This is a genomic window from Streptomyces sp. NPDC048211 (assembly GCF_043202315.1).
In the GTDB taxonomy this organism is placed as follows: domain Bacteria; phylum Actinomycetota; class Actinomycetes; order Streptomycetales; family Streptomycetaceae; genus Streptomyces.
In genome coordinates this window covers 241,085-261,107 of record NZ_JBIDAD010000007.1, presented here as the reverse complement: position 1 = coordinate 261,107, position 20,023 = coordinate 241,085, and the positions used below count along the sequence as shown (strand labels likewise).

The 20,023-nt window shown below is 71.4% G+C and carries 19 protein-coding genes; 7 read left to right on the top strand and 12 right to left on the bottom strand.

Annotated elements, in window-relative coordinates; all coding sequences use genetic code 11:
* Window positions 1-3: 3 nt before the first annotated feature.
* The gene (locus ACGFZA_RS25900; protein ID WP_393682190.1) at window positions 4-1,140 is read left to right on the top strand and encodes a TDT family transporter; all 1,137 of its coding nucleotides are present in this window, start codon (window positions 4-6) and stop codon (window positions 1,138-1,140) included.
* 21 nt (window positions 1,141-1,161) lie between these two features.
* Here the strand turns inward: ACGFZA_RS25900 and ACGFZA_RS25895 are convergent, their stop codons facing one another.
* The 3 genes from ACGFZA_RS25895 to ACGFZA_RS25885 all read right to left on the bottom strand — a co-directional run bounded on the left by ACGFZA_RS25895 (window position 1,162) and on the right by ACGFZA_RS25885 (window position 5,588).
* Window positions 1,162-1,707 (bottom strand): helix-turn-helix domain-containing protein, encoded by a 546-nt coding sequence (locus ACGFZA_RS25895; protein ID WP_385285255.1) that lies wholly within the window; start codon window positions 1,705-1,707, stop codon window positions 1,162-1,164.
* 187 nt (window positions 1,708-1,894) lie between these two features.
* Window positions 1,895-4,531, bottom strand: a complete 2,637-nt coding sequence (locus ACGFZA_RS25890) for an ABC transporter permease/substrate binding protein (RefSeq protein ID WP_385285253.1) — start codon at window positions 4,529-4,531, stop codon at window positions 1,895-1,897.
* Entirely contained in the window at window positions 4,524-5,588 is a 1,065-nt protein-coding gene (locus ACGFZA_RS25885) for a glycine betaine/L-proline ABC transporter ATP-binding protein (RefSeq protein ID WP_385285251.1), read from the bottom strand. Before ACGFZA_RS25885 ends, ACGFZA_RS25890 begins: the two co-directional genes overlap by 8 nt.
* Window positions 5,589-5,908: 320 nt before the next feature.
* Here ACGFZA_RS25885 and ACGFZA_RS25880 point away from each other — a divergent pair, with 320 nt between their 5' ends.
* Together ACGFZA_RS25880 and ACGFZA_RS25875 are read left to right on the top strand one after the other, a co-directional pair.
* Window positions 5,909-6,817: a 5'-3' exonuclease H3TH domain-containing protein gene (locus tag ACGFZA_RS25880; RefSeq protein ID WP_393682400.1), complete on the top strand. Its 909-nt coding sequence runs from the start codon at window positions 5,909-5,911 to the stop codon at window positions 6,815-6,817.
* A 162-nt stretch (window positions 6,818-6,979) separates the two neighbouring features.
* Window positions 6,980-7,822, top strand: coding sequence for a siderophore-interacting protein (locus tag ACGFZA_RS25875; RefSeq protein WP_385285249.1), 843 nt, complete (start codon window positions 6,980-6,982; stop codon window positions 7,820-7,822).
* Between the two features lie 100 nt (window positions 7,823-7,922).
* Here ACGFZA_RS25875 and ACGFZA_RS25870 read toward each other — a convergent pair whose 3' ends face one another.
* Window positions 7,923-8,561, bottom strand: coding sequence for a MerR family transcriptional regulator (locus ACGFZA_RS25870; protein WP_385285247.1), 639 nt, complete (start codon window positions 8,559-8,561; stop codon window positions 7,923-7,925).
* Between the two features lie 107 nt (window positions 8,562-8,668).
* Here ACGFZA_RS25870 and ACGFZA_RS25865 point away from each other — a divergent pair, with 107 nt between their 5' ends.
* The gene (locus ACGFZA_RS25865; protein WP_385285245.1) at window positions 8,669-9,631 is read left to right on the top strand and encodes a hypothetical protein; all 963 of its coding nucleotides are present in this window, start codon (window positions 8,669-8,671) and stop codon (window positions 9,629-9,631) included.
* A complete protein-coding gene (locus ACGFZA_RS25860; protein WP_393682185.1) occupies window positions 9,628-10,101 on the top strand; it encodes an ABA4-like family protein in 474 nt (157 codons plus the stop codon). The genes ACGFZA_RS25865 and ACGFZA_RS25860 overlap by 4 nt, the downstream gene beginning before the upstream one ends.
* Before the next feature lie 11 nt (window positions 10,102-10,112).
* On the opposite strand, the gene ACGFZA_RS25855 is transcribed toward ACGFZA_RS25860, so the two are convergent.
* The 3 genes from ACGFZA_RS25855 to ACGFZA_RS25845 all read right to left on the bottom strand — a co-directional run bounded on the left by ACGFZA_RS25855 (window position 10,113) and on the right by ACGFZA_RS25845 (window position 12,775).
* Entirely contained in the window at window positions 10,113-10,892 is a 780-nt protein-coding gene (locus ACGFZA_RS25855) for an ABC transporter permease (RefSeq protein WP_393682183.1), read from the bottom strand.
* The gene (locus tag ACGFZA_RS25850; RefSeq protein WP_393682181.1) at window positions 10,889-11,902 is read right to left on the bottom strand and encodes an ABC transporter ATP-binding protein; all 1,014 of its coding nucleotides are present in this window, start codon (window positions 11,900-11,902) and stop codon (window positions 10,889-10,891) included. Before ACGFZA_RS25850 ends, ACGFZA_RS25855 begins: the two co-directional genes overlap by 4 nt.
* A 210-nt stretch (window positions 11,903-12,112) precedes the next feature.
* Window positions 12,113-12,775, bottom strand: coding sequence for a PadR family transcriptional regulator (locus ACGFZA_RS25845; protein WP_385285297.1), 663 nt, complete (start codon window positions 12,773-12,775; stop codon window positions 12,113-12,115).
* Between the two features lie 193 nt (window positions 12,776-12,968).
* On the opposite strand from ACGFZA_RS25845, the gene ACGFZA_RS25840 reads away from it, so the two are divergent.
* Both ACGFZA_RS25840 and ACGFZA_RS25835 read left to right on the top strand, forming a co-directional pair.
* The gene (locus tag ACGFZA_RS25840) at window positions 12,969-13,553 is read left to right on the top strand and encodes a sigma-70 family RNA polymerase sigma factor (RefSeq protein ID WP_393682179.1); all 585 of its coding nucleotides are present in this window, start codon (window positions 12,969-12,971) and stop codon (window positions 13,551-13,553) included.
* On the top strand, window positions 13,550-14,326 hold the full coding sequence (locus tag ACGFZA_RS25835) for an anti-sigma factor domain-containing protein (RefSeq protein WP_393682177.1): 777 nt from the start codon (window positions 13,550-13,552) through the stop codon (window positions 14,324-14,326). The genes ACGFZA_RS25840 and ACGFZA_RS25835 overlap by 4 nt, the downstream gene beginning before the upstream one ends.
* Before the next feature lie 213 nt (window positions 14,327-14,539).
* Here ACGFZA_RS25835 and ACGFZA_RS25830 read toward each other — a convergent pair whose 3' ends face one another.
* From ACGFZA_RS25830 to ACGFZA_RS25810, 5 genes are read right to left on the bottom strand one after another with little or no spacing between them, the layout of a single operon-like run.
* Window positions 14,540-15,340: a DUF1295 domain-containing protein gene (locus ACGFZA_RS25830; RefSeq protein WP_393682175.1), complete on the bottom strand. Its 801-nt coding sequence runs from the start codon at window positions 15,338-15,340 to the stop codon at window positions 14,540-14,542.
* Complete coding sequence (locus ACGFZA_RS25825; RefSeq protein ID WP_393682173.1) at window positions 15,337-16,707, bottom strand: class I SAM-dependent methyltransferase; 1,371 nt, start codon at window positions 16,705-16,707, stop codon at window positions 15,337-15,339. The genes ACGFZA_RS25830 and ACGFZA_RS25825 overlap by 4 nt, the downstream gene beginning before the upstream one ends.
* A complete protein-coding gene (locus ACGFZA_RS25820; protein WP_385285231.1) occupies window positions 16,704-17,984 on the bottom strand; it encodes a class I SAM-dependent methyltransferase in 1,281 nt (426 codons plus the stop codon). Before ACGFZA_RS25820 ends, ACGFZA_RS25825 begins: the two co-directional genes overlap by 4 nt.
* Before the next feature lie 2 nt (window positions 17,985-17,986).
* Complete coding sequence (locus tag ACGFZA_RS25815; protein WP_393682397.1) at window positions 17,987-18,712, bottom strand: DUF1365 domain-containing protein; 726 nt, start codon at window positions 18,710-18,712, stop codon at window positions 17,987-17,989.
* Window positions 18,706-19,980: an NAD(P)/FAD-dependent oxidoreductase gene (locus ACGFZA_RS25810; RefSeq protein WP_393682171.1), complete on the bottom strand. Its 1,275-nt coding sequence runs from the start codon at window positions 19,978-19,980 to the stop codon at window positions 18,706-18,708. Before ACGFZA_RS25810 ends, ACGFZA_RS25815 begins: the two co-directional genes overlap by 7 nt.
* Window positions 19,981-20,023 lie beyond the last annotated feature (43 nt).

Genomic DNA, 20,023 nt, shown 5'->3' with positions numbered 1-20,023 from the left:
GGCATGGCCATCTTTCCGCAGACCCGCACCGCTTCTCCGCTCTCCGGCACCGTCCGGAGGCCGGCCCTGCGGCACTTCGGCCCCAACTGGTACGCGACCGTCATGGGCACGGCGATCGTGGCGAGTGCGGGCGCCGCCCTGCCCATGCACGTCCCCGGGCTGCGGGCGGCCTGCACGCTGGTGTGGGTGCTCTCCGCGGTCCTGCTCGCCGCCGTGCTCGCGGCCCGCGCCGGTCACTGGGCCGCGCACCGCGACCAGGCCCGCGCCCATCTCCTGGACCCGGCGGTCGCACCGTTCTACGGCTGCCTCTCGATGGCACTGCTGGCCGTCGGGGGCTCCGGGATGGTCGTCGGCAAGGACGTGATCGGGCATCAGGCCGCCCTCGCGCTGGATGTGCTGCTGTACACCGCGGGCACGCTGACCGGACTGGCCGCGGCCGTGGCGATTCCGTATCTGATGATCGTGCGCCACCGGCCGGAGCCGGGCACGGCGTCCCCCGTGTGGCTGCTGCCGGTGGTGGCCCCCATGGTGTCCGCCGCTCTCGGCCCGCTGCTGGTGCCGGAACTTCCGGAGGGCCAGTGGCGGGAGGCGTTGCTGCTCGCCTGCTACGCGATGTTCGGACTGAGCCTGCTGGCGACGCTGGTGATGCTGCCGCTGATCTTCGCCCGGCTGGTCCACCGCGGTCCGCTGCCGCTCGTGCTGACGCCCACCCTGTTCCTGGTGCTCGGCCCGCTGGGCCAGTCGACGACCGCGGTCAACGCGCTGGCCGATGTGGCGCCGGGCGCGATCCAGGCGCCGTACGCCTCCGCGCTCGGCGTGTTCGCCGTGCTGTACGGGGTGCCGGTGATGGGCTTCGCGCTGCTGTGGCTCGGACTGTCCGCCGCCCTGCTGGTGCGGGCGGTACGGGGCGGGATGCCGTTCGCGATGACGTGGTGGGGCTTCACCTTCCCCGTCGGTACGTGTGTCACGGGCGCCGCGGGTCTGGCCCGGCACACCGGTCTGACGGCGTTCACCTGGCTGGCCGTCGCGCTGTACGTGCTGCTCGTGGCGGCCTGGGCCGTGGCCGGGACGCGCACGGTGCGCGGGCTGCTGAGCGGGGCGCTGCTCACGGCGCCCCGGAAGCCGGCCCCCGCCGCCTGAGCACCGCCTCGCCGGGACACCTCAGCGCCGCGGATCGAACGTGGCGTCGATGTGCTCGGCGACCGCGACGACCAGCAGCCGGGTCCCGGGGACCGTCGCCCGCCAGCGGTGGCGCACCCCGCCCGAGAGGAACAGCGTGTCGCCGCGCTCCAGCCGGTAGGCCTGCCCCTCGGCCTCGACCTCGGCGGCCCCCTCCGCCACGTACATCACCTCGTCGTTGCGGTGCTGGAACTCGCGCCCGAGGTCCAGCTCACCGGTGAATTCGAGGGCACTGAGCTGATGGCGCCCGCGTACCACCCGGCGTACGCCGTCCTCCTGCGCACCCCGCACGACGTCGACCGCGCGGGCCGAGTCCGCGGCGGCGCGCAGGCGTGCGGTGGTGGTCTCCAGGGCGTCGGCGACCCGGTCCAGGGAACGGGCGCTGGGTCTGGCCCGTTCGTTCTCGATCTGGCTGAGAAACGGCACGGACAGACCGCTGCGCGCGGCGACCGCGGCCAGGGTGAGTCCCAGGGATCTGCGCTGTCGGCGGACCGCGGCGCCCACCCGAAGTGTTTCCTTGTCGTCCATGTCCGGCTCCCTCCCGACTCGCCATCCTTCCGGTTGCCAGCACCTTACGCACACCGTTACGCGAGGACGGCGGGGAAAGAGCGCTCCGGACAGCCCGAAAGGGGTGGGCACCGCCGTCGGCGGTGCCCACCCCTCTCCGTGCCGCAGCCCCGTGGGGCCACTGCCGTTGTTACTGCTGTTACTGCTGTTACTGCTGAGGAGCCATCTTGTCCGCGATGCCCGGATTCATGTCCATCCAGGCCTTCACGGCTTCCTCCTCGTGGCCCGCGCCGCGCTTCTGGATCTGGTTCTCCAGGCCCGCGAGCTGGTCCTCGCTGAGCTTGAAGTCCTTGAACCACTTGGCCAGCTGCGGGTAGTTCCGCGGGAACTCCTTGGAGGCGATGGTGTGCAGCCGGTCGCCGTCACCGAAGGCCTTCTTCGGGTCCTGGAGCTTGGTCATCTTGTACTCGCTGTACGCCCAGTGCGGGGTCCACAGCACGACGGCGATGGGCTCCTTCTTGGCGTACGCGCGCTTCAGCTCGGCCAGCATGGCCGGCGTGGAGCCGTCGACGACCTTGTACTCCTTGTCCAGGCCGTAGCCCGGCAGCACGTTCTTCTTCAGGTTCTCCATCGTGGCGGTGCCCGGTTCGATGCCGATGATCCGGCCGTTGAACTGCGAGCCCTTGCCCTTCAGGTCGGCCAGGGACTTCACGTCCTTGACGTAGTCGGGCACCGCGATCTCGATCGAGGTCGGGCCGTACCACGAGCCGATGTCGGTCAGCTTCGGACCGTACTTGTCCCAGTAGTTCTTCTGGGTGTACGGCAGCCAGCCGTCGAACTGCACGTCGATCTGGCCGCGCGACATCGCGGCGTACATCGGGCCGACCTCGAACTGCTTGAGGTTGATCTTGTAACCGCGGTCCTCCAGGACGGCCTTCCACAGGTACGTGGCGGCGATGTCCTCCTCCCACGGGAACCATGCCATCTCGACGGCACGGTCGCGCTCGTCCTTGCCGTCGGCGCCCTTGGAGGTGGCCGCCTTCTTGACCGGGGTCCACGTGTCGGCGACGCCGGGGTTGGCCTTCAGCCAGGTCCGGACGGCCTCCTGCTCCTTGCCGGAGCCGCTCTTCTGGATCTGCGCCTCAAGACTGGTGAGCTGGTCCTCGGTCATCTTGAAGTTCTTGAGCCAGGCGCCGACCTCGGGGTTGTCGGCCGCGAAGCCCTTGCGGGCCAGGGTGTGGATGCCGTCGCCCTTGCCCCACAGGTTCTTGGGGTCCTTGAGCTTGGTGAGGTCGTACTGGTTGTACGCCCAGTGCGGCGACCAGAGGGGAACGACGATCGGTTCCTTCTTGGCGTACGCGCGCTTCAGCTCGGCCAGCATGGCCGGCGTGGAGCCGTCGACGACCTTGTACTCCTTGTCCAGGCCGTAGCCCGGCAGGATCTTGTCCTTGAGCAGGCCCGTCTCACCGGCGCTCGGCTCGATGCCGACGATCCGGCCCTTGAAGTCCGACGCCTTGCCCTTGAGGTCGTCGAGGGAGTCGACGCCCTTCACGTACGAGGGGACGGCGAGCTCCAGCGAGGTGGGGCCGTACCAGGAGCCCATGTCCTCCAGGCGGTCCTTGTACTTCTTCCAGTACGCGGCGTGGGTGACCGGCAGCCAGGAGTCGGTCTCGAAGTCGATCTGGCCGCCCGCCATACCGGTGTACAGCGCGCCGGCCTCGTACTGCTTGACGTCGACCTCGAAGCCGCGCTGCTCCAGCAGCTCCTTCCACAGGAAGGTGGAGGCGATGCCTTCGTCCCACGGGATGTAGCCCATGCTGATCTTCTTGCCGGCCCCGATGTTCTTCGGGTCGGAACTCGCGGTGCCGTCCGTGTCCGAGGAACCGAACATGCCCATGCCGCCGGCGACGAGCGCGAGGACGACGATGCCGACCATGGCGACGACGGGCTGCGGGCGGTAGTTCCAGACCTTCAGTCCGCCGGCCACCGACTGCGCCTTGGCGAGCGCGCGGCGGGCGAGCGGGGAGACCTCGCGGCCGAGTGCGCTGGTCATGCGGTCCAGGTACATCGCCAGGACGACGATGGAGACGCCGGCCTCGAAGCCGAGACCCACGTCGACGTTGCCGATGGCGCGGTAGACGGAGCCGCCGAGGCCGCCGCCGCCGACCATGCCGGCGATGACCACCATGGACAGGCCCAGCATGATGACCTGGTTGATGCCCGCCATGATCGTGGGCAGCGCGAGCGGCAGCTGCACCCGCAGCAGGGTGTTGCGCGACGTGGTGCCGAAGGCCTCGGCCGCCTCGACGAGCTCGCCGTCGACCTGACGGATGCCGAGCTCGGTCATCCGGACACCCGGGGGCAGCGCGAAGATGATGGTGGCGATGATTCCGGGGACGACGCCGACGCCGAAGAAGATGACGCCGGGGATCAGGTAGACCATGGCGGGCATGGTCTGCATGAAGTCGAGGACCGGCCGGGTCACCGCGCTGACGGTCTTCGAGCGGGACGCCCAGATACCGAGGGGGATGGCCAGGACCAGCGTCACGATGGTCGCGACGAGCACCAGGGTGAGGGTGTCCATCGCTTCGTCCCACAACTCGACCGAGTCGATGAGGGCGAAGCCGACGAACGCGAGCACCCCGGCGAGCAGGCCGCGCAGCCACCAGGCGATGACGGCGACGATGCCCGCGAAGAGCAGGGGGGCGGGGGCGGAGAGCACGGCGGCGATGCCGTCGAACATGCCGCTCACGACGGAGCTGATGGCGTCGAAGAGCCAGGCCAGGTGGGTCTGGAGCCAGTCGACGGCGGAGTCGACCCAGTCGCCGAGGTGGAGCCTAAACATTGGCCACCTTCTTCAGCGAGTCCTTGGCGTCCTGGGGAGCCTCGGTGGGGGTCATCGGCTCACCGAGCACGGCCAGCAGCCGGGCCCTCGGCACGACGCCGACGAGCTTGCCCTTGTCGTCGGTCACCGCGACCGCGACACCGCTCTGCGAGCAGGGCGTGAACAGCTCGATGATCGGGGTGGACTCGGCGACGGTGGCCGGTGCCTCCCGCAGGACGTCGGCGGGGGTACGCAGTTCCTTGCCGTCGTCGGTCATGCTGCCCATCACGGTGTGCGGTTCGGCCATGATGGCGCCCGCGGTCAGCACCCGGGAGCGGTCCACGTCCTGGGTGAAGGACGCGACGTAGTCGTTGGCCGGGGTGACGAGGATGTCCTCGGCGGTGCCGAGCTGGACTATCTCGCCGTCGCGCATCACGGCGATGCGGTCGCCGAGGCGCATGGCCTCGTTGAGGTCGTGGGTGATGAAGACGATGGTCTTCTTCAGCCGCTTCTGCAGTTCCAGGAGCTGGTCCTGCATGTCGCGGCGGATCAGCGGGTCGAGCGCGCTGAAGGACTCGTCCATCAGGAGCAGGTCGGCGTCGGTGGCGAGCGCGCGGGCCAGGCCGACGCGCTGCTGCATACCGCCGGAGAGCTCGTCGGGCCAGGACTTCTCCCAGCCGGCGAGGCCGGTCAGCTCCAGTGCCTCGGTGGCGCGGCGGTTGCGCTCGGCGCGCGGCACGCCCTGCACTTCGAGGCCGTAGCCGGCGTTCTCCAGGACGCTCCGGTGGGGGAAGAGCGCGAAGTGCTGGAACACCATGCTGATCTTGGTGGAGCGGACGTGCCGCAGCTCGGCGGGGCTCAGGGCGGTCAGATCCTGGCCATCGAAGAGCACCTTGCCGGCGGTGGGCTCCAGCAGCCCGTTGAGCATGCGCAGCAACGTGGACTTGCCGGACCCGGACAGACCCATCACGACGAAGATCTGGCCCGGTTCCACGGTGAACGATGCGTCGATCACCGCTGCGGTCGTTCCGTCGGCGCGCAGCTCGTCGCGGTCCGTGCCGCTCTCGAGCTTCTGCACGGCTTGATCGGGTCGTCTGCCGAAAACTTTGTACAAGTGTTCGGCTTGCAGCCTTGACACATACACCTCACGCGTTGAACCGAAAAACGGTCTGCCACCCCCTCCGGCAGACCGTGGAGCGGTGCGGATTCGGTCCGCATGGCACGTGCACTAGTTGAAAATGCGACGTGGTCCGCTCCGATGCCGCGCCTGCCCCCGCTTACGCAGGGCAAACACAGGAGTGACCCAGCTCACAAAAGCGCGGCCGAAGTTGGGGAACCGCGTCTGCGGCGGCCACTGTCGGCGGGGTGCGGCATCATCGGGGTGTGACGCGACGCCTGATGCTCCTCGACACCGCCTCCCTCTACTTCCGCGCCTACTTCGGGGTGCCCGACTCGGTGCGGGCACCGGACGGCACACCCGTCAACGCCGTGCGCGGGCTGCTGGACTTCATCGGCCGGCTCGTGCAGGACCACCGGCCGGACGATCTGGTCGCCTGCTGGGACAACGACTGGCGTCCGCAGTGGCGGGTCGACCTGATCCCCTCGTACAAGGCGCACCGTGTCGCGGTGGAGACCGGAGCGGGCCTGCCCGACGAGGAGGAGACGCCCGACACGCTGGCCCCCCAGGTGCCGGTCATCGCCGCCGTCCTGGACGCCCTGGGCATCGCCCGGGTCGGCGTCGCGGGTTACGAGGCCGACGACGTGATCGGCACGCTGACCGGCCTGGCGACCGGCCCGGTCGACATCATCACCGGCGACCGGGACCTCTACCAGCTGGTGGACGACGCCCGTGGGGTGCGGGTGCTCTACCCCCTGAAGGGCGTCGGCTCCCTCCAGGTGACGGACGAGGCCTGGCTCCGCGAGAAGTACGGGGTGGACGGCTCCGGCTACGTCGATCTGGCACTGCTGCGCGGCGACCCGAGCGACGGGCTGCCGGGCGTCCCCGGCATCGGCGAGAAGACGGCCGCCAAGCTGCTGGACGCGTACGGCGACCTGGCCGGGATCATGGCCGCGGTCGATGATCCGGCCGCCAAGCTGACACCCTCGCAGCGCAAGCGGCTCGACGAGGCGCGGGACTACGTGGCCGTCGCCCCGACCGTGGTGCGGGTCGCGGGCGACGTACCCCTGCCGGAGTTCGATCCCGTCCTGCCCGCCAAGCCGCGCGACCCCGCGACGCTCGAAGCGCTGGCGGACCAGTGGGGCCTGGGCGGCGCCCTGCAGCGCCTGCTCTCCATCCTCGCCACCTGAGATCCTTGCCGCCCCGAGCCCCCCGCCGCCCCGGGATCCTTGGCGCCCGGGGCGGAAAATCTCTCCACACCCCTCCCCCGAGGTGTTAGCTTAGGTAACCCTAAGGACGGTGGTCGCGTGCATGGGCCACCGGTCAGGTATCCGGAACAGGGAGACAACCTCGTGGCAGAACGACCGGCGCGGCAGGCACCCAAGGCGCAGGGTGCGCAGGTCCTGCGCACCGAGCAGATCACCCCGCACATGATCCGGGTGGTGCTCGGCGGTGACGGTCTCGCCGACTTCACGCTGTCCGGCTTCACCGACCACTACGTCAAGCTGTGCTTCGCCCCCGAAGGCGCCGAGTACACGCACCCCTTCGACATGGCCGCCATCCGCGAGGAGTTCCCGCGCGAGCTCTGGCCCACGACGCGCACCTACACCGTGCGCTCCTGGGACCCGGACACCCGGGAGCTGGCGATCGACTTCGTGGTGCATGGCGACGAGGGCCTCGCGGGCCCCTGGGCGGCGCGCGCGGTGGCGGGCGACCAGGTGACCTTCCTGGGCCCCGGCGGCGGTTACGGCCCCGACGCCTCGGCCGACTGGCACCTCCTGGTGGCCGACGAGAGCGCCCTGCCGGCCGTCGCCGCGGCGCTGGAGCAGATGCCCGCGGGCGCGGTGGTGCGCGCGTTCGTCGAGGTCACGGACGCCTCGGAGGAGCAGAAGATCGCGTCGCCCGACGGCGTCGAGGTCATCTGGCTGCACCGGGGCGAGCGCCCGGTGGGCGAGGCGCTCATCGCCGCGGTGAAGGAGCTGGAGTTCCCCGCGGGCGACGTCCAGGCCTTCGTCCACGGAGAGGCGGGCTTCGTCAAGGAGATCCGCCGCCATCTGAGGCTCGACCGCGGCATCCCGCTGCCGCAGTTGTCGATCTCCGGCTACTGGCGGCTCGGCCAGAACGACGACGCCTGGCGCTCGGTCAAGCGCGAGTGGAACGAGCAGGTGGAGCGCGAGCAGGAGTCCGCAGCGTAACCCTCCCGCGACACCGCGCTGTGCCCCGGTCCACGGACCGGGGCACAGTCATGTACGACCGCGGAGCCCCGGTCCGCAGCCGGCCCGCGGCACCGACGGCTCAGCCGTCCGTCTCCCCGCCGAACGCCCGCGCCGACGCGTCCACGTGCGCGAGCCGTCGCAGGGCGGCGAACATCGCCTCACCGAGCACCGTGCCCACGACCACGCTCTCCACCAGGTCCTCCCGCGCCACGCGGCGCCCGACGTAGTCGAGATCGGCCCGCGCGACCAGCTCGGCGGCGGCCGCGTAGTCGTCGAGCAGCTCGACGAAGCTGCCGTGGCCGGCCAGCCGCAGCGCCACCAGCACCTCGGCCAGCGACTCACCGCCGGGGCTGTGCGCCCCGGACAGCCAGCCCCTGCGCGCCAGCAGTCCGGCCACATCCTCGCGGGCGTCCTCCAGCTCGGGCCCGGCACCGTCGCCCCGCGACGGCGCGATGCCCTTCGCCGCCGCGCCCAGCACGTCGTGCAGGGGCCGGTGCGGATCCTCCATCACCCGGAGCACCTCGCCGATGGCCGACAGCGGGAGCCCGCCGACATCCAGCAGGGCGCGGATCAGCCGCAGCCTGCGCTCGTGCCCGTCGTCGTAACTCGCCTGGTTGGGGCTGGTCAGCCGTCCGGCAGGCAGCAGCCCCTCCCGTACGTAGAACTTGATCGTCGGTACCGGAACCCCGGACCTGCGGCTCAACTCGCCGATACGCACCGCGTGTTCTCCCTCATCCCGCTTGCCAACCCACACCCCATCATAGATAGTTCCACTATCGGATAGCGGACAGTGCCGCTATCCATAATGGTCTCTGGGGGGATCTCATGCCGCAATGGCGTACCTGGCACCGCCCGTTAGTCCTCTTCGCCGCGTCCATGGCCGTGATGACGGTCGTCTCGGCCATCGGCCTCCTGATCGACGACCGGGTCCTGGCGGGCTCGGCGATCTGGTTCAAACCCTTCAAGTTCGCGGTCTCGTTCGTGGTGTACGCCCTCGCGCTCGCCTGGATGCTGACGCTGCTCACCCGGGGCCGGCGCATCGGCTGGTGGGCCGGGACCGTGGTCGCGGTCTCCAGCGTCGTCGAGATGGCGATCATCACCGGGCAGGTCGTCCGCGGGAAGCGCAGCCACTTCAACCACGCGACACCGTTCGACTCGTCGCTGTTCGCCGCGATGGGCGCCACCGTGGTCATCCTGTGGGCCGGCACCCTGGTCATCGCGATCCTGCTGCTGCGCGCCCGTATCGCGGACCGCGCCTCCGCCTGGGCGATCCGCTCCGGCGTGCTGCTGGCCCTGGTCGGCGCCGGTTTCGGCTTCCTCATGACGCAGCCCTCGAAGGAGCAGCGCGCCGCCGGGAACCTCGACACCGCCGACGTGGTCGGCGCGCATGCCGTGGGCGTACCGGACGGCGGTCCCTCGATGCCGCTCACCGGCTGGTCGACGACCGGCGGTGACCTGCGCATCCCGCATTTCGTGGGGATGCACGCACTCCAACTGCTCCCCCTGTTCCTGCTGGCGCTGGTCGCACTGGCTCCGCGGTTCGCCCGGCTGCGCGACCCCCTGGTCCGGCTGCGGCTGGTGAGGGTCGCCTCCGGCAGTTACGCGGCGGTCACCGCCCTGGTCGCCTGGCAGGCGCTGCGCGGTCAGTCGCTCATCCATCCGGACGGCGCGACGCTCACCGCGGCCGCGCTCGTCCTGGCCGCCACCACCGCCGGGGCGTACGCCGCGCTGCGCCCGCGCTCCGGGGCGCACACCTCCCCCACTGTCGAGAAGGAGCTCGTGTCGTGACCGGTGCGCTCTTCGAGATCTCGTTCGTGCTGGCCGCGCCGTTCTGGCTGCTCATGATCTTCCTGCCGGGGCGGGCATCCACGGCCCGGATCGCCGCCTCGCCCCTGACGGTCCTGCCGGTGCTGGCCGTCTACCTGGCGATGGCCGTGCCGGTCCTGCCCGAGCTCTGGACGGCGGTGAGCAGTCCGGACATCGATACGTTCCGGGACCTGACCGCGCTGTCGAACGGGGCGGGAGCGGTGTGGGCGCAGGTCATCGCCTGGGACCTGCTGCTGGGTCAGTGGATGTTCCTGGAGAGCCGCCGGCTGGGCATCTCGCCGTACCTGATGGGCCCGCTGCTGGTCCTGACGATTCTGCTCTCACCGTTCGCGCTGCTGGTCTTCCTCGTGCTGCGCGCGGTCCGGCAACGCGGAACCCGGTCCGGGAGCGGACTCCCGGACCGGGCCGACGGTGTGGCCGCGGGCCGGTGAGGCCCCGGCCGTCAGACGGACTTCTGGTACGAGCGGAAGGTGCGGGTCGACAGCCACACCGCGATCACCGCGAGCACCAGCAGCGCTCCCCCGCGGCCGGCCACCAGGCCCCAGTCGGGATCCGGGCCCAGAGCCGAACGGCCGGCCACCATCGCCCAGTCGACCGGGTTGAAGTCGGCGATGTGACGCATCCACGACGGCATCTGGCTCGGGGCCATGAAGGACGAGGACAGGAAGGTCAGCGGCAGGAGCAGAAAGGTGTTGATGCCGATGATCGACTCCCGCTGGCGGACCAGCATGCCCAGGGCGTTGGAGAACGCGCCGAAGACCGTACCGAGCAGGATCGAGGCGACGACCAGGATCAGCAGTCCGCCCGCCCCGCCCGGGTAGGTGGCGCCCGCGGCCCAGCCGAGCAGAACGATGCCGAGGGACTGCGCGGCGGTACTGATGCCGTTCTGCACCACGTTGGCGTTCATCAGGGCGTTGCGGCTGACGGGGGTCGTCAGGAAACGGTTGAGCGTGCCCCGTTCGATCTCCTCCAGGGTGCCCATGCCCGCCCACATGCTCGACCCCAGGGCGCTCATCACGACGATGCCCGGGATCAGGTAGTCCAGGTAGGACGTGGTGCCGAAGCCGCCGAGTTCGACGACCTTCTTGAAGAGGTTGCCGAAGAGGAACAGCCAGATCACCGGCTGGATCAGTGAGATCACCAGGAAGACCGGCTGACGGAGGATCGCCATCAGCTGGCGCTGGGTCATGTACCAGGTCTGGGCGAGTGCCTGACTGCTCATCGGGTGCCTCCTGCGGCGGCCGGTGCGGGGACGCGGTGCGGGCCTGCGGCCTCCGCCTCGGAGAAGCGGCGGCCGGCGTAGCGCAGATAGACGTCGTCGAGGGAGGGACGGGCGACCGTGGCGGCGGCCACGGTCGCACCGGCCCGTTCCAGTGCGGCGAGCAGCACCGGGACCGCGGCCGCGCCGTCGTCGGCCCGGACGCTGACCCGGCGGCCCTCGACCAGCACCTCGTGCACACCGGGCAGTCCGGCGAGTGCGGTGGTGGCGACGGCGCGGTCACCGTCGGCGCGCAGTTCCATGTGCACGGCGTCGCCGCACAGTTCGCCCTTGAGTTCGTCGGGGGTGCCCTCGACGACGACGCGGCCGCGGTCGACGATCGCGATGCGTTCGGCGAGCCGGTCGGCCTCTTCGAGGTAGTGCGTGGTGAGCACGATGGTCAGGCCCTCCTCGTCGGCGAGCCGGGAGATCTCCTCCCACATCGCCGTGCGGGCCTCCGGGTCGAGGCCGGTGGTCGGCTCGTCGAGGAACAGCACCTCGGGACGGTGGACCAGGCCGAGCGCCACGTCGAGGCGGCGCTGCATCCCGCCCGAGTACCCCTTGACCTGGCGCTTCCCGGCGTCGGCGAGGTCGAATCTCGCCAGCAGCTCATCGGCCCGCCGCCGGACGGCGACGCCACGCATCCCGTACAGCCGGCCCTGGAGCACCAGGTTCTCCCGGCCCGTGGCGACCGGGTCGGCGCCGGACTTCTGGGCGACGACGCCGATCGCCCTGCGCACGCGGTCGGGGTGGCGCAGGACGTCGTGCCCGGCGACGGACGCGCTGCCGGAGTCGGGGCGGGCGAGCGTGGTGAGGATCTTGACGGTGGTGGACTTCCCGGCACCGTTGGGCCCGAGGAGCCCGAAGACGGTGCCGGGAGCGACGGTGAGGTCCATCCCGCTGAGTGCGGTGACGTCACCTGGATAGGTCTTGATCAACTGCCGCGCCCGAACAGCGGGCGCACGGGTGCTCATGGCGGAGCTCTCCTGTGGTCGGCGGGGCACTCGGGTGTGCGAGTGCCCGGTGGGCCGAGCCGGTCCGCGCGAAAGACGCCGGGCTATCCTGGGTGTGCCGCACCTCGATCACCTGGCGTGCCTTCACGGCTTGTCCGGTCCGGGGTTCGAGACCCCGGCGGGCGCTGCTCCAACAGCTCCCGCCGGGGTCCTTGTCCGTTCGTCCTTGTGCTACTCCGCACGTTCGGGGTCGAGGACGATGTCCTGCGCGTCCAGGTCCTGCCAGTCCTGGGGCACCTCGCCGGTCTCGTGGAACGACTTCCATTCCTCGATGCCGCTGATGGTGGAATCGGTGAGCTCCTTGCGGAAACCCCTGATCCACTCCAGCTGCGCCTCGATCATGTGGAGCTGGTACTCGGTCTCGATGACGAAGACCCGGGGCAGCGCGTCACCCAGTTGAGCGAGCACCCCCCGGAGCGCCGCCGCCCGGACAACCTGCGCCTGCTCCCGGTCGAGCAGGAGCTCCGCCACCTCCTCCGGCGGCAGCACCGGAAGCAGCGACAGGGCCGTGTCGAAGACGGGGAACTCGTCGGCCGGCACCGCGATCAGATCGGACAGCCAGTCCAGCATCTCGGCGCGCCCGGCCCCGGTGATGCCGTACAGCGTGCGCTCCGGGCGGTTGCCCTGCCGCTGCACGCCCGTGACCTCCACATAGCCGTGCTTCTCCAGGTTCTGGACCACGGTGTAGAGCGAGCCGAAATTGATCTTCACGCTGTGCTGCTTGCCGCGCCGGCGGAGGGTCTGGGCGATCTCGTACGGATGCATGGGGCGCTCCGCGAGCAGCACCATCACCGTGAGCGCCAGTGGATTGCCGAGCTTGCGCCGCTTGGCCACCGCCCTCGTCACCCCTTTACCTCGTCACCGAATACTCGTGGCCGAACATATCGCGAGCCTCCGCGACGCGTCAACCACGATGTATCGCGGATCGCCCGGGACGTGGAAGGATTTCGACCCCCTGACCAATCCGCGCTGCCACCGGCTCCGAATCATCGTTGGAGACCGATGAGCACCCTGGGAGGAAGCCCGCGTGAAAGAAGCCGTGCACATCAGCGGATTGGCCTCGGCGGGGCCAGATCTCCAGGAGCTGCTGGGAATGGTCGCCCGGGGCGATCAGGACGCCTTCTCGCAGGTGTACGAGGCGGTCTGCGGGCCGGTGCTCGGACTGGTGCGCAGCGTTCTGCGTGACCCCGCCCAGTCGGAGGAGGTCGCCCAGGAGGTACTGGTCGAGGTGTGGCGCACGGCGCCGCGCTTCCAGGCGGCCCGCGGGAGTGCCATGAACTGGGTCCTGACGCTGGCCCACCACCGCGCGGTGGACCGGGTGCGCTCGGTGGAGGCGACGACGGCCCGTGAGCACAAGGCGGCGCTGCTCGACCGCACCCCCGCCTTCGACGACGTCACCGAACAGGTGGAGAGCCGGCTGGAGCAGGAGCAGGTGCGCCGCTGCATGCGGACCCTGTCCGAGCTGCAACGGGAGTCCGTCACCCTCGCCTACTACCGGGGGCTGACCTATCGCGAGGTGGCGGAGCTGCTCGCGGCACCGCTGGGAACGATCAAGACTCGACTGCGCGACGGGCTGATCCGGCTGCGCGACTGCCTCGGGGTGAGCGCATGAGCGACGCCGGACTGCACACACTGACCGGGGCCTACGCCCTGCACGCGCTGCCGGAATCCGAACGCCGGTCGTTCGAACGCCACCTGGGTGACTGCGAGGCCTGTTCGGTCGAGGTGCGCGAGCTCTCGGAGACCGCGACCCGGCTCGGGCTCGCCGTCTCCGCCGCGCCGCCCCGGGAACTGCGCGAGCGGGTCATGCGGGAGATCGCGACCGTCCGTCAGGAGCCGCCGTCCGGTGGCCGCCGCACCCGCACCGGGCGCACCGGGCGCACCACCGCCGCTCGCGCCGCCCGGTGGCCGAAGTTCGCGCTCGCCGCGAGCCTGGCCGCCGCCGCGGGCTTCGGCGGCATCGCGGTGTGGCAGAACCAGGTGGCCCAGGAGGCCCGCCAGGACGCCCACACCTCGCAGCAGCAGAACGACCAGCTCGCGCAGGTCCTGGCGGCGCCCGACGCCCAGTCGCGGTCCGGGACCCTGGAAGACGGCGGAAAGGGCACGGTCGTGGTGTCCAAGAGCCAGAACCGCGCCGTGTTCCTTGCCGCCGGACTCCCCGGGGCCCCCGCCGGCAAGGTCTACCAGCTGTGGTTCGACCACGACGGCACGATGCGCTCCGCGGGCCTGATGCAGGCCACGGGCCCCTCCTCGACGACGTACGCCACTCTGCTCGACGGCCCGGTGGACAACGCGACGGGCATGGGCATCACGGTCGAACCGGCGGGCGGATCGGCGCAGCCGACGTCGGCTCCGCTGGCGCTGATAAACCTCCCGTCGGCGTGAACGGCCACCGGACCGCATGAGCGGCGCCGGACCGGGCACCCGTCGTGGGTGACCGGTCCGGCCGGGTGTCCGGGCCCCTGACGCGGTGGTCACAGGCGCTCGCCCCGGATCGGGTCGTCCCGGCGGGCCGTGGCCGCTTCGCGGTGTCCACCCCGTACTCCGCCGTTGGGAGGCGGCGGAGTACGGGACACACTGCGCCGTCCGGCCGTCCGCTCAGTGGCGCGGCGGGCGCGGGAAGAAGCCGCTGGTCCGGGCCTTGTACGCGGCGAAGCCGGGGCGCTGGGCCATGTGCCGCTCCAGGAGCGCCTTCCCGCTGCCGCCGATGAGCAGGAAGCTCATCAGGACGGGTGCCACCAGGGTGGCGGCAGCCGCCGCGGGTGCCTGGCAGACGATCAGGAACAGCCCCCACCACACGCAGAAGTCGCCGAAGTAGTTGGGATGCCGGGTCCAGGCCCAGAGCCCGCGGTCCATGATCTTCCCGTGGTTGTCCGGATCGGCCTTGAACCGGGCCAGCTGACGGTCCCCCACCGCTTCGAAGACCAGCCCCACCGCCCACACGCCCGCGCCGGCCCAGGCCCATGCCCCGGCCGGGCCCGTCAGATACCCGGCCGCCTGCACCGGAAGCGAGATCAGCCAGACCAGGGCGCCCTGGAGCAGGTACACCTTCCGCAGGGCGTAGAGATCCGGGTTGCCCGGAGCCTTGGCGAGCATCGCCTCGTACCGGGGGTCCTCACCGTGTCCCCGGCCCCGGCGGGCGATGTGCAGGGCCAGCCGCAGCCCCCACACGGCCGTGAGCACGGTGACCAGGAGGCGGCGGGTGTCGTCCCCGTCCCCCGCCGACATGCCGTACGAGACGAGGGCGACGGCGGCGAATCCCAGGCCCCAGGCGACGTCGACGACCCGGTGCACGCCCATGCGCAGGGCGACGGCGAACGTGACGAGCATGACGGCGAGTGCGGCGCCCGCGCAGGGCGCGAGGCCCTGTGCGAACGCCTGCCATCCGAAGCCGTTCATTCCGTGCGTCCTGCCGTCGCTCCGTCGCGCGCGGCCGGCACCTCGGCCACAGCCGGGTCCCAGCCCTTGCGGGTGTCCGGCATCCCGGCCGCACCGGAGGTCTCCGGCCGTACGGAGAGGATCTGGTCCACGCCCATCCGCCGTTCCTCGAAGGCGAGGGCGCCACCGGCCAGATAGAGCCGCCACACCCGCACGGTCTCCTCGCCGACGAGGTCCGTGAACTCCTGGTGGTGCTCCTCCAGGGTGCGCCGCCACGCGTCGACGGTCCGTACGTAGTGCTCGCGCAGCCCCTCGACGTCACGCACTTCCAGCCCGGCGCCCTCCAGCAGCGCGACCGTCTCGCCGAGCGGGCGCATGTACATGTCCGGCGCGATGTACGACTCGATGAACGCGCCACCGCCCGGTGCGTCGCGCCCGCGCGACATCTGCTGGACGAGCACCCGGCCGCGCGGCCGCACCATGGCGTGCAGCGTCCCGGCGAAGCCCGGGTACTGCGCGTCCCCGACGTGCTCGCCCATCTCCACGGTGGACACCGCGTCGTATCCGCCCTCGTGGCCCGGGGCGTCTGCGATGTCGCGGTAGTCGCAGCAGCGGACCTCGACGAGGTCCTCCAGGTGACGCTCGGCCACCTGATGGCGGACGTACGCCGCCTGTTCCCGGGCGAGGGTGACCGCGGTGACGCGGACGCCGTACCGCTGCGCGGCGTACAGCGTCAGCGATCCCCAGCCGCAGCCGATGTCCAGCAGCCGCGCACCCGGGCGCAGTCCCAGCTTGCGGCAGATGAGTTCGAGCTTGTCGCGCTGCGCGTCCGCGGGGCCGTAGCCGGGGGCGTCACTGGTCCAGTAGCCGCAGGAGTAGGCCATCGTCTCGTCGAGGAGCAGCGCGTAGAAGGCGTTGGAGAGGTCGTAGTGGTGGCTGACGGCGGCGCGGTCGCGGGCCTTGCTGTGCAGTACGCCGTGGAGTCCGGCGCGGGCCGCGGGCGCCGGGGGCCGGGGGCCGACGGCACCCATGCGCAGGGCGGTGCCGGCCGCGCGCAGCCGGCCGCGGAAGCCGGGGCGCGGCGGACGCAGTCCGCGCTCGCGCACCGCGTGGCGCATCGCCCGCAGTCCGGTGGCGAGGTCTCCCTCGATGTCGACGTCCCCGGTGATGTACGCCTCGGCGAGGCCGAGTTCGCCGGGTGCCCACAGGAGCCGGCGCAGCGCCCGGCGCGAGCGGACGTGGACCAGGGGTCCGTCGGGGGCACCGGTCTCGCTGCCGTCCCACATCCGGGCCCTGACCGGGAGTTCGCCGCCGAGCAGCTGCTCGACGAGGGGTTCGAGGCGTTGCGCCGCGCCGGGAGCGGCGGGGCGCTTGGCGGTGAGTGTCATCGCGCTGTTTCCTGACGGGTCAGCAGCATCTGCTGCACATGGAGGTAGCCGGAGCGGAATCCGGCTTCGGAGTAGGCCAGATAGAAGGTCCACATCCGGCGGAAGGTGGCGTCGAAGCCGAGCGCCTCGACCTCGGCGGCCCGTTCGGTGAACCGTTCCCGCCACAGGCGCAGGGTCTCGGCGTAGTGCGTGCCGAAGTCGTCGCAGCGCTCGATGCGCAGGCCGGTGTGCTCGGCGGTGACCTGTTCGACGGCCTCGACGGACGGGAGGAGTCCGCCGGGGAAGATGTACTTCTGGATCCAGGTGTAGGTGTTCCCGCCGGCGCGCAGCCGGTCGTCGGGCATGGTGATGGCCTGGAGGGCGATCCGGCCGCCCGGGGCGAGCCGCTGTTCGAGGGTGCGGAAGTAGACGGGCCAGAACTCCGCGCCGACCGCCTCGATCATCTCGACGCTGACGATCGCGTCGTACTCCCCGTCGACGTCGCGGTAGTCGCAGAGCCGGACGTCGACGCGGTCCTCGTGTCCGGCGTCCCTGATCCGGCGGCGGGCCAGCTCCTGCTGCTCCGCGGACAGGGTGACGGAGACGACGCGGGCGCCCCGGGCGGCGGCGCGGATCGCCAGTTCGCCCCAGCCGGTGCCGATTTCGAGGAGTTCGGTGCCGGGGCCGACGTCCGCGAGGTCGAGCAGCCGGTCGATCTTGCGGTGCTGGGCGGCGGGCAGCAGGGCGGGCTCGGCGGGGAAGCCGCGGAAGACCGCACTGGAGTAGCTGAGGGTCTCGTCGAGGAAGAGCGCGAAGAGCTCGTTGGACAGGTCGTAGTGGTGGCTGATGTTGTCGCGGGCCCCCTGGCGGGTGCCGAGCTGTCCGGCGGGGCGGCGGTGGGCCCAGATGCCCCGCAGCCGCTGGAGGGGCTGCGGGATCAGGGTGGAGACCTGGCCGGCCAGCGCCGTCAGGACGCCCACCGGGTCGGGTGAGTCCCACTCGCGCGCCATGTACGACTCACCGAATCCGATCAGCCCGTCGGCCCCGATTCTGCGGAAGAACGAGGCGGGGTCGCGGATGTCCATCAGCGGGCCGCCGAGACCGAGCTCCTCGCGCCCGGCCTGACGGACCCGGAGCGGGAGGCGCGCCAGGGCGCGGCGGACGAGCCGTTCGGCGACGGCGGTCCGCAGCCGGGAGCCGCGCGGCGGCCGCACGATGTCGGGCCAGCGCCCCGGGTCGATGGCGGCGGTGGCGTGCACCGGAGGGGAGGAGGGGGACGGGGAGTGGGGCGTGGACACGCTCACTGCATTCCTTCCTGGGGGTGGTGACGGGGGCGGGGCTGTACGGGATGGCCGCGCAGCAGGAGGCGGATGCCGTGCAGCCGGATGGCGGCGGAGACGACGGCCGTGGACCAGGGATGGACCAGCGCCAGCCGGAGCAGCACGCGTGGAGTGACCGGGCGGCGCACTCCGCGGACCGTGGCGGTGAAGGGGCGGATGCCGGCCCGTTCCAGGTGCACCGTCAGATCGAGCCGGGGCCCCGGCTCGGGGAGCCGCATCCGGTAGGAGCCGTTCACGTCGAAGAACGGCGACACGTAGAACTCCTTGCCGGTGGACGCCCTGCCGTCGGCGTCCGGACGCAGCAGGTAGCAGTGGCGTTCGCCGTACGTGTTGTGCACCTCGGCGACCGTGCAGAGCGGGCTGCCGTCGGCCCGGCGGCACCAGTAGACGGTCAGCGGGTTGAAGACATGGCCGAACACCCGGGCCTGGGTCAGCATCCGCACGGTTCCGTCGGCGAGGTCGAGACCGTTCGCGGCCAGGAAGCGGCTCAGACCCGCCCTGATCGTCGGTGCCGTGCCGCCGAAGTGGTCGCGCGGGTCGAATCCGGCCAGCGGGCGCAGGGCGCGGGGCAGGGGCACGGGCCCGTCCGGGTCGATCAGCCAGAGGTAGGTGCGGTGCCGGAAGGCGTACCTGCCCGGCGCGGTCCGGACGTGCGTGATGGTGCACGGATAGAGCGCGTTCACCAGTCCACCCCCAGTGCGGCGGCCGCCTGCGCCCCCGAGCGGCAGCCGTCCTCGTGGAAGCCCCAGCCGTGGTAGGCCCCGGCGTAGGCGGTGACGGGGCCGGACAGCGCGGGCAGCCGGGCCTGTGCGGCCACCGACTCGGGGGTGAAGACGGGGTGTTCGTAGACCATGCGGGCGCGGACGAGGCCGGGGCTGACGCGGTCGGCGCCGTTCAGCGTGACGACGAAGGTCTCGGGGGCGTCGAGGCGCTGGAGCCGGTTCATGTCGTAGCTGACGGTGACGCGTCCGGCGTCGGCGGCGCAGGACGGCATCAGGTAGTTCCAGGAGGCGCGCGCCCCGCGGGACCTCGGCAGCAGCCGGGTGTCGGTGTGCAGCAGGGTGGGGTTGCGGGAGTAGCGGAAGGCGCCGAGGGTGCGGACCTCCTCGTCCGTCGGGTCGGCGAGGACGCGCAGGGCCTGGTCGGGGTGGGTGGCTATGACGACGGAGTCGAACGGCTCCGTGGTGTCGTCGGCGGTGACGATGTCGACGCCGTCCGCGTGGCGGCGCACGGCACGGACCGGGGTCGCGGTGCGCACGGCGTCGAGCTGTTTGGTGATCCGTTCGACGTAGGCGCCCGACCCGCCGGTGACGGTCCGCCACACGGGTGAACCGCCGATCGCGAGCATCCCGTGGTGGTCGAGGAAGCGGAAGAGGTAGCGGGCGGGGTAGCGCATCGCGGTCACCGGGTCGCAGGACCAGACCGCGGCCACCACGGGGGTCAGGAAGTGGGCGGTGAAGTAGGGGGAGAAGCGGCAGCGGGCGGCGAAGTCGCCGAGCGTCATCGTGTCCGCGTCCGGCCCGCCGTCGGCCAGCAGGGCACGGGCGGCCCGGTGGAAACGGGGGACGGCGGCCAGCATCCGCAGATAGGCGGGGTCGCGGACCGACGCCGGCCGGGCGAGGAGACCGGCCGGGCCGCGGGCGCCCGCGTACTCCAGGCCGCATCCCTCACACCGTACGGACATGCTCATCTCCGACTCCTGCGTCGGGACGGCGAGTTCCGCGAAGAGGCGCAGCAGATGGGGATAGGTGCGCCGGTTGTGCACGATGAAGCCCGAGTCCACGCGGTGGACACGGCCGTCCGAGCCGGGGAGGTCGTGGGTGTGGGCGTGGCCGCCCACCCGGTCGTCCGCCTCGAAGAGCGTCACGTCGTGGGCCGTGCGCAGGATGTGGGCGGCGGTCAGTCCCGCCACTCCGCTCCCCACCACCGCTGTGCGTTGCCGCCTGCCTGTCATGCCGTTCCCTCCGCGTATCAGTACGCCGCTCTCCTCGCGCTGC

Bases quoted from the DNA above. Each gene is read 5' to 3' on its own strand.
- ACGFZA_RS25850 (WP_393682181.1), bottom strand. From the start codon at position 11,902: ATGAGCACCCGTGCGCCCGCTGTTCGGGCGCGGCAGTTGATCAAGACC.
- ACGFZA_RS25900 (WP_393682190.1), top strand. From the start codon at position 4: ATGGCCATCTTTCCGCAGACCCGCACCGCTTCTCCGCTCTCCGGCACC.
- ACGFZA_RS25855 (WP_393682183.1), bottom strand. From the start codon at position 10,892: ATGAGCAGTCAGGCACTCGCCCAGACCTGGTACATGACCCAGCGCCAG.
- ACGFZA_RS25830 (WP_393682175.1), bottom strand. From the start codon at position 15,340: ATGAACGGCTTCGGATGGCAGGCGTTCGCACAGGGCCTCGCGCCCTGC.
- ACGFZA_RS25825 (WP_393682173.1), bottom strand. From the start codon at position 16,707: ATGACACTCACCGCCAAGCGCCCCGCCGCTCCCGGCGCGGCGCAACGC.
- ACGFZA_RS25880 (WP_393682400.1), top strand. From the start codon at position 5,909: ATGCTCCTCGACACCGCCTCCCTCTACTTCCGCGCCTACTTCGGGGTG.
- ACGFZA_RS25865 (WP_385285245.1), top strand. From the start codon at position 8,669: ATGCCGCAATGGCGTACCTGGCACCGCCCGTTAGTCCTCTTCGCCGCG.
- ACGFZA_RS25895 (WP_385285255.1), bottom strand. From the start codon at position 1,707: ATGGACGACAAGGAAACACTTCGGGTGGGCGCCGCGGTCCGCCGACAG.
- ACGFZA_RS25890 (WP_385285253.1), bottom strand. From the start codon at position 4,531: ATGTTTAGGCTCCACCTCGGCGACTGGGTCGACTCCGCCGTCGACTGG.
- ACGFZA_RS25810 (WP_393682171.1), bottom strand. From the start codon at position 19,980: ATGACAGGCAGGCGGCAACGCACAGCGGTGGTGGGGAGCGGAGTGGCG.
- ACGFZA_RS25835 (WP_393682177.1), top strand. From the start codon at position 13,550: ATGAGCGACGCCGGACTGCACACACTGACCGGGGCCTACGCCCTGCAC.